This is a genomic window from Hydrocoleum sp. CS-953 (genome assembly GCF_002260545.1).
Classification (GTDB): Bacteria; Cyanobacteriota; Cyanobacteriia; order Cyanobacteriales; family Microcoleaceae; genus Trichodesmium.
Genome location: NZ_LGSU01001128.1, coordinates 1 through 7,057, shown reverse-complemented (window position 1 = coordinate 7,057; position 7,057 = coordinate 1). Strand labels below are relative to the sequence as shown.

5 protein-coding genes and 1 pseudogene are annotated in these 7,057 nt (G+C 37.5%); 1 reads left to right on the top strand and 5 read right to left on the bottom strand.

Annotated elements, in window-relative coordinates; all coding sequences use genetic code 11:
* The 3 genes and pseudogenes from AFK68_RS45590 to AFK68_RS17540 all read right to left on the bottom strand — a co-directional run.
* Nucleotides 1-86: pseudogene (locus AFK68_RS45590) on the bottom strand (pentapeptide repeat-containing protein); the annotation flags it as partial.
* Nucleotides 86-1,315, bottom strand: a complete 1,230-nt coding sequence (locus tag AFK68_RS17545; RefSeq protein ID WP_246844252.1) for a tetratricopeptide repeat protein — start codon at nt 1,313-1,315, stop codon at nt 86-88. The pseudogene AFK68_RS45590 and the gene AFK68_RS17545, both read right to left, overlap by 1 nt.
* Nucleotides 1,316-1,890: 575 nt before the next feature.
* The coding region (locus AFK68_RS17540) for a hypothetical protein (protein ID WP_210407470.1) at nt 1,891-2,334 on the bottom strand (444 nt) is incomplete at its 3' end.
* A 51-nt stretch (nt 2,335-2,385) separates the two neighbouring features.
* Here AFK68_RS17540 and AFK68_RS17535 point away from each other — a divergent pair.
* Complete coding sequence (locus tag AFK68_RS17535; protein ID WP_143437990.1) at nt 2,386-2,640, top strand: hypothetical protein; 255 nt, start codon at nt 2,386-2,388, stop codon at nt 2,638-2,640.
* 1,125 nt (nt 2,641-3,765) lie between these two features.
* Here the strand turns inward: AFK68_RS17535 and AFK68_RS17525 are convergent.
* The coding region (locus AFK68_RS17525; RefSeq protein WP_143437991.1) for an ATP-binding protein at nt 3,766-4,251 on the bottom strand (486 nt) is incomplete at its 3' end.
* Between the two features lie 744 nt (nt 4,252-4,995).
* Nucleotides 4,996-6,585, bottom strand: coding sequence for a DUF4335 domain-containing protein (locus AFK68_RS17520; RefSeq protein WP_094673885.1), 1,590 nt, complete (start codon nt 6,583-6,585; stop codon nt 4,996-4,998).
* Between the last annotated feature and the right edge of the window lie 472 nt (nt 6,586-7,057).

Sequence of the window (7,057 nt, the reverse complement as noted above, 5' to 3'; positions counted from 1 at the left end):
TTAGCTTGTTTTAATGTCGCTCCCTTGAGGTTAACACCATCCAACTGAGCATTTTCCAAATTAGCATTTTCCAAGTTGGCATTCTCTAAAACAGCTCCGAAAACTCCAAATTTCCCAAGCGATTAAACTCTAATAAATAATGAATATAATCTGACCGCAGAGATAAAACAATTTTCACATAATCAATATTTAAACATTTTTGGAGAAACTGAGCAAATTCTAGTTTATCCCTTTGTTCGCTATTTTCAAAGAAAAATTCCTCAAATTGGTCAAAGATAATAATTGTCAGTAGATTGAATTTATCATTATTTTCTAACTGAGAAAAAATTGCCTCAGCCGAGCTTAGACTCTCTGAATTAACTGCTAAATTTTGAGTTATTTGCAATTGTTCAGCTAAACGTTGCCCCAATTCGGAAATCCAATGCACATAAACTCGCTGCAAAACCACCACCGCATCACGATTATCAATTAATTTTTGCTCTAAAACAGGAATTAATCCAGCCTGTAAAATAGAACTTTTACCAACTCCTGATTGCCCATGAATAACTATGAGTTTATATTCAGGGCGACTAATTCTTTCTAGCAATTTTTTTACATCATATTGTCGTCCTAATGCAGCAATTTCTTGAGTGATATTTCGGTGATTAAGCTTAGGTAAAGCAGGGTTGATATTCTGGTGTCTATCTCCCAAGCGATTCGCACCAATGAATGCTTGAAATCGAAATAGTTGTTCTATTTTTTGTTGTTCTTGCTTGAATTGAAAAGCTTTAAGATATTCTGTTTGTTGGTAATAAATATTTCGTAATTTTGTGAGAATATCAATGTAAAATTCAGGGTTATATTTAGGGTTGGTTGTATTTTTAGCTTGTTCAAAATTGTCTATTGCTGATTGAATTTTGCCTAAACCTTTTTCGGCTTTTGCCAAAGAAAATAAATATCTCCCTAGACGAGAATACTTTTCCCAATCAAAAATTATTTTGTCTTTTTCTGAGGTCTGAGGAGATAGAGCATTTAAGGTTTTATTGAAAATTTCTAGAGCAGTTTGAGAAAGTTTTTTGGCTTGTTTATAGTTACTTTTGGCTAGTTCAACTTCGGCTAAAAAATTGTAGGCACGAGCTAGTCTAAATGGATATGAATAGGTTTTATGTAATTCTATTGCCTTATTCGCAACAGCCTCCAACTCATCCCAACGCTCCAAAGTCTGCAAAACTTCTCCCCAAGCATTGATAAACTTAGCAACTAAGTCTGGACGGTTAATTGCCTCAAACCCTTCTATTAACTTTTGAAAATAAGAGCAAGCTTTCTCACAAGCCATATTTTTTTCTGCTCTATGTTTAACCGCATAAAAACGCCACCATAAACCAAAATAATAATTAGTATGAGCGACTCGCAAGGGGTTATTAAGTTTTTGCCAAAGTTCGAGACTCCGTTGATAATGGTCTAAGGCTATTTCCTCATAATTATCTGCTGCTCTACCTAAAACAAATTCTAAACCCGCCTCTAATTCTGGCTCTAAACTGATTCCTCTACTTGCCAATTCTTGCCTTGAATCTAACAATTCTTGATAAGTAGATTCTGCTAAACCCAGGTCAGCATTATGCAAAAATATTCCTGCGCCACTTTCTAAAACTTTCTGATAAACACTCTCACTCGTCTGCTGAATAAAATCAATTAATTCTTGAGTGGGAGTTTCAAATACAGTTAGACTTGTCCTATTTTCAAAATCAGGAATTAACCGAATGAACTTTCGGGAAACCTCTTGATCTATCCATAAAAGTATTGGGAAATGAAAGTTTTTTCTAAACTCGTCTAAGACTAAACTCATGGACACTAGCAGTTTATCAATATCTGCTACCGACTCCAAACCCCAAACCATAAAAGCATCTGGCNAGTGGGAGTTTCAAATACAGTTAGACTTGTCCTATTTTCAAAATCAGGAATTAACCGAATGAACTTTCGGGAAACCTCTTGATCTATCCATAAAAGTATTGGGAAATGAAAGTTTTTTCTAAACTCGTCTAAGACTAAACTCATGGACACTAGCAGTTTATCAATATCTGCTACCGACTCCAAACCCCAAACCATAAAAGCATCTGGCTGTTGCTCTCCTAATTGTTGGCCAATAGTAGCATAAAGTTCTCTTACTGACTCATCTAACTGCAACTCTGCTAAATTTCCAGAAAAAGATGACTGGAGTTGTTGAATTAGGCGTTGACGCTGACTAAGATTATTGCAGCGAGCTAAAAATAACCGAAATTTGCCTTGAGACAATTCCATGCCTCGAAGTAATTTCTGTAATAATTTTTGATTGTTAACTTCTAAGTTGGTAGACATAAATTTTTGATATAACTATTTGAAATGTCATTGCGAATGGAACGGAGTGGAATGCAGCAATCTCTTGGTGGGACAGGCATCCTGCCTGTTCCTGCCTGTCTGAAAATATCAGGAACGGGCAAGATGCCCATTCCACAAAACTATTACAATCATCCTGCATTTATGCAACGACAACTATTTGAAATGTCATTGCGAATGGAACGGAGTGGAATGAAGCAATCTCTTGGTGGGACAGGCATCCTGCCTGTTCCTGCCTGTCCGAAAATATCAGGAACGGGCAAGATGCCCATTCCACAAAACTATTAAAATTGTGCGTTACATCAATTGGGGGGCGGGTTTATCTAACTTTAGGTGAAAGCTCGTTAATTTAACGGGCAAACCCGCCCCTACTACTCCAAACTCTGCAACTCCGGTGCATCTTTTAACAAAGGATTAACATCAAACCAAGAACCTCCATCGTCTTGATACTCATAAACAAACATACTCCGAATTAAAGTTTGGTATCCATCATCTCCTGTTACTTTTTGTGTTTGCACAACTCGGCGCAATAACTCCCACTCTTTGTCATCTATAGCTAAAAGTCGCTGATTACGAAAAGTTTTAATTACGCTGGCAACACTAGCACCGGAGATGGGAAACTCCCCTTCTTCCATAATAGCTTCATTAACTATTCGCAGTACATTCCTAACATGACCTCCACTGATACGACATAAATAATCTAGGGTTTCTTGACTGTCAAATATTTCCGTAACTTTTGCCAAGCGTTCCTGGGAGTCTAATTCGGGAAATGCTCTTGCCAGCACTAACTCTCTAACTAATTCCATTCCTTGAGTAGAGTCACTACCATCCCGTAAATGTGTTGCCACCATTGGCAATACATGGAGTTCTTTCTTAAACCGTTGGGTTAATGTTTCATAGTCATTAGAAAATCTCAATGCTAGAGGAATAGTATAAATTAGGTGGCAGTTGAGACCCATCAGTTGTTCGCCCCTGTCAACAAAGAGATATTCTGGTTGAGGTCTCCCCCAATCTTTGGCCACACTATTGACTTTATCCAGGTTATCAACAATGACAACTAATCCTTCTTTGCCATACTGCTGCAGCTTTTTGTTGGCAGGTTCGATTAATTCTTGATTAATAGTTTCAATGATATTACCCGTGCGTGATTCGAGAAAGTTTCTAAGTTTACTGCGAACTTCAGGACTAGCTTTTGCTTGGGCAGTTATTTTGGCAATTCCAAAAGAAAGTTCAACTTGAGGGGATATTTCTATTTCTGTCTGCAATACTTTGATAGCTCCCTCAACTATACCTTTGAGTTTTGTAGGTTCGTTTAAGTTAAGCTTTTCCCACTTTTGCAAACTTTCACTCACCTGTTGCGCAATAGTTAGAAGAATATCGCTGATATCTACATCTCCCATTTCTAGATTTTTNTATTTTGGCAATTCCAAAAGAAAGTTCAACTTGAGGGGATATTTCTATTTCTGTCTGCAATACTTTGATAGCTCCCTCAACTATACCTTTGAGTTTTGTAGGTTCGTTTAAGTTAAGCTTTTCCCACTTTTGCAAACTTTCACTCACCTGTTGCGCAATAGTTAGAAGAATATCGCTGATATCTACATCTCCCATTTCTAGATTTTTGTCAGACTCGACGTAGACAACGTGAAATTTTTCTGCTTCTAACTGTTGCTTGAGTCGCCAGAGTTCGGTAGACTTGCCACAACCAATATGTCCTGTAAACAATTGGCAAGTAGGTCTGTCTGTAGACCAGAGAATAGTTTTTTTTAATTTCTTGATAACTTGTCCGCCACGGACTGGGGAAAAGTCAATGTAGTATTTTTTGTCAATTTCTGCATTGTCTATAAACAGAGGAACGCCAGGATCTGTTGCTCGATAGAAGGCTTTGACATTTACAGTCATAATATTTTATTATAAAATTACTTCTCTATTTTAGGATAGATGTCTGTAGATGTGCCAGTAGTAGTCTGTCGGAATTCAATTGTTGAGCGAAGTATCTGAATATTACAGCACTTTTGAGGATTAATCTCTATCTTTGCAGTTCAGGCTTCCAGCCTGTAACAAGCAAGATGCTTGTGTTACCAAAATTACTTGTAGGCTGGAAGCCTCTAACAAGCAAGATGCTTGTGTTACCAAAATTACTTGTAGGCTGGAAGCCTCTAACAAGCAAGATGCTTGTGTTACCAAAATTACTTGCAGTTCAGGCTTCCAGCCTGTAACAAGCAAGATGCTTACTTAATAAAATTTTGTACCTCGCTAGATTTTGGGGCGGGTTTATTTTATCTGATGGTTAAATCTCGTTAATTTAAACTGGAACCCGCCCCTACTATTACAACATTTTAGGTATATCACACCAGTAGTAGACTGACACAGCTAATTTTCTGCCTTAGATTTTGGGGTGGGTTTATTTGCTCTGATGGTTAAACTCGTTAATTTATATAGAATCCGGTTGAAAAATCGTCCCTATCGACGATAGGAAGCAATCTCGTGAAACCTCTGAGATTGCTATCCGTTCCGGAATGCTCCGCAAACCTTCCACTCCGTTCCAGTCGCAATGACTTGGCTATAGCAATTATCCGGATTCTATATTAAACTGGAACCCGTCCCTACTATTCCAATATTTTAGACGTGTCACACCAGTAGAAACTAATTCAAAGACTCTAAAAAAGTCTTTACTTCACCATCTCGACTCAAAACTAATCGAATTTTAGCAGTCTTTCCACCCTCAATATTAGAGACAAAAGCTTGGTCTTCTAGAGGCATATTTGTATTACCATAAAACTCAACCGATGCTCTACTAATAGGTGTCACCTTTTTCACCGAACCATCACCATTTAATAACAAACTATATTGTAAATCTTTATCTAATCCTGACGGCGGTTCCCAACTTTTCTGGAAATATTCTCTCACTTCTGCCACTTGGGGAATTTGATCAAATAATGTATATTTAGACTTCTTTGTTTGATTACTTTCATTACTAGGTTCAACAGTAGTTGGGATATCGCGCACCGCAACCGGATCTACATCCTGCAACGGTGGTAAATCAATTGCTCTCGGAACATTTACAGGAATACGACTCACATCGAAATAAGGTTGTGCCCTTCTCCTATTAATATTTGGTAACGGAGCTTGATTTGGAGCAGGTTGAGTTTGCAGACTCGGAGGCGGTTGTGTAGGAAATCTAGGTTGTACTGGTACTCCATAGTTAGGTATTGCTGCTGGAGGAATTGCCGGGGGTGTCAGTGGTGGTGCTTGGGGAATAACAAATGTAGTAGCATTTCCCTGATTTTGGGGAGTGCCAGAAAAATCAGGTGGTGGTAAGTTATTGGGAGCAGGTGGTGCTGGAGGACTTGGTTTAGGAAATAAAGGAGATGGTGTGGGAATGGGAGAAGGTTTGATTATTGTTGTTGTTGGTAAATTTGTTGGTGGCGTCGGTAATGGCGATGCAGGTACTGTTGGTGTTGGTAATGGGATGGGAGTTGGAGATGTCTGGGGAGGAATTGATTGATTATTATTGGTTGTCGAATCTGATGTAGCAATTTCATTTTGCTTTTGCTGACTTATTGCATAGCGGTTATAGAGTTTAATTCCAGCAGCGGTTAAACCAGCAGTAATTAGAATGAGTATGGCAGTACGCATCCATTCTGGAATACCTTTAACTTCCTTATTAGACTGAAACTGAGGTAATGTCTGTAAATCTGTTTGAGATTCATCTAGGGCGATCGCTAAGTCAAATAATTGTAGCATACTCAGGGAAATAAATTTTCCTGATTCTTTATTTGCCAAAGATCCCAAAAATAAATCATGGGTTAATAGATCCCGTGGTTGCACATATATATTTTGATTCTTTATTGGAGGTTGAGAATAAGGATTTACAATTTTAGCATCACCAGTTTCAATGGTATCTTCCTCAGTGGTATCTTCCTGAATTTTTGTATCAGAATATTCTGATGGTATATTGCTATCGTTTTCTACTCCCATATTTTCCATCTCTATAGGCAAATTGGGAGAGTTATCGAGAAATTCTTGGACATAAGTAGTAACAACTTCGTGGAGAGTATCCAGTTCACGGCGATCGCCTCTGACTTTAATATGCTCTGCTTCAGATACCCTGGGGTCGTCAAAGCTGAGGCTAAACCTTTGTTGTCTTGGCATACCAAACCATGTTAACAAGGCTAAACCTCTAACTTTCACTTTCAATGTACAAGTTGGGGGGGTGTAAGTTCGTGAAAACATTTGAATTAAATATCAATCTAAAGTCATACCATCTACAGTTTTTAGCTATTACTACCTAATATTATGTCCGTTTGAATGGTTATAAATAAAAAGGAAGGAGTCAGGAGTCAGGAGGGAAGAAGGCAGAAAAAAAGTATAAAAAGGAGAAAGTTTTTTTTATCACTAATTATCCGGACATGATATAAGTAAGAATTTTCTTCATTCTCAACAATATAAGTTCTACAAAATTCTAGGAGTCAAGTACGAAATTCGTCGGAGTTACCACCTAATACTATTTCATGGAAGTCAAAAGTCAAAAGTCAAAATTAATATTTTATCGGCTCAAAACTTTGACAATACTGTAATTTCAGGAAATTATTTCATATCTAAAGTTTGAAACTATTTGTGACATCTTTAAAGTAAATTGGTAAGAAGCACAAAATTAATCACACATCTATACAAGTTTAATTCTTTGCCTTCTAAAAGATTATAG

Excerpts from the sequence above, each read along its gene's own strand:
- AFK68_RS17545 (WP_246844252.1), bottom strand. The coding sequence starts at position 1,315 with ATGGCTTGTGAGAAAGCTTGCTCTTATTTTCAAAAGTTAATAGAAGGG.
- AFK68_RS17535 (WP_143437990.1), top strand. The coding sequence starts at position 2,386 with ATGCAGCAATCTCTTGGTGGGACAGGCATCCTGCCTGTTCCTGCCTGT.
- AFK68_RS17520 (WP_094673885.1), bottom strand. The coding sequence starts at position 6,585 with ATGTTTTCACGAACTTACACCCCCCCAACTTGTACATTGAAAGTGAAA.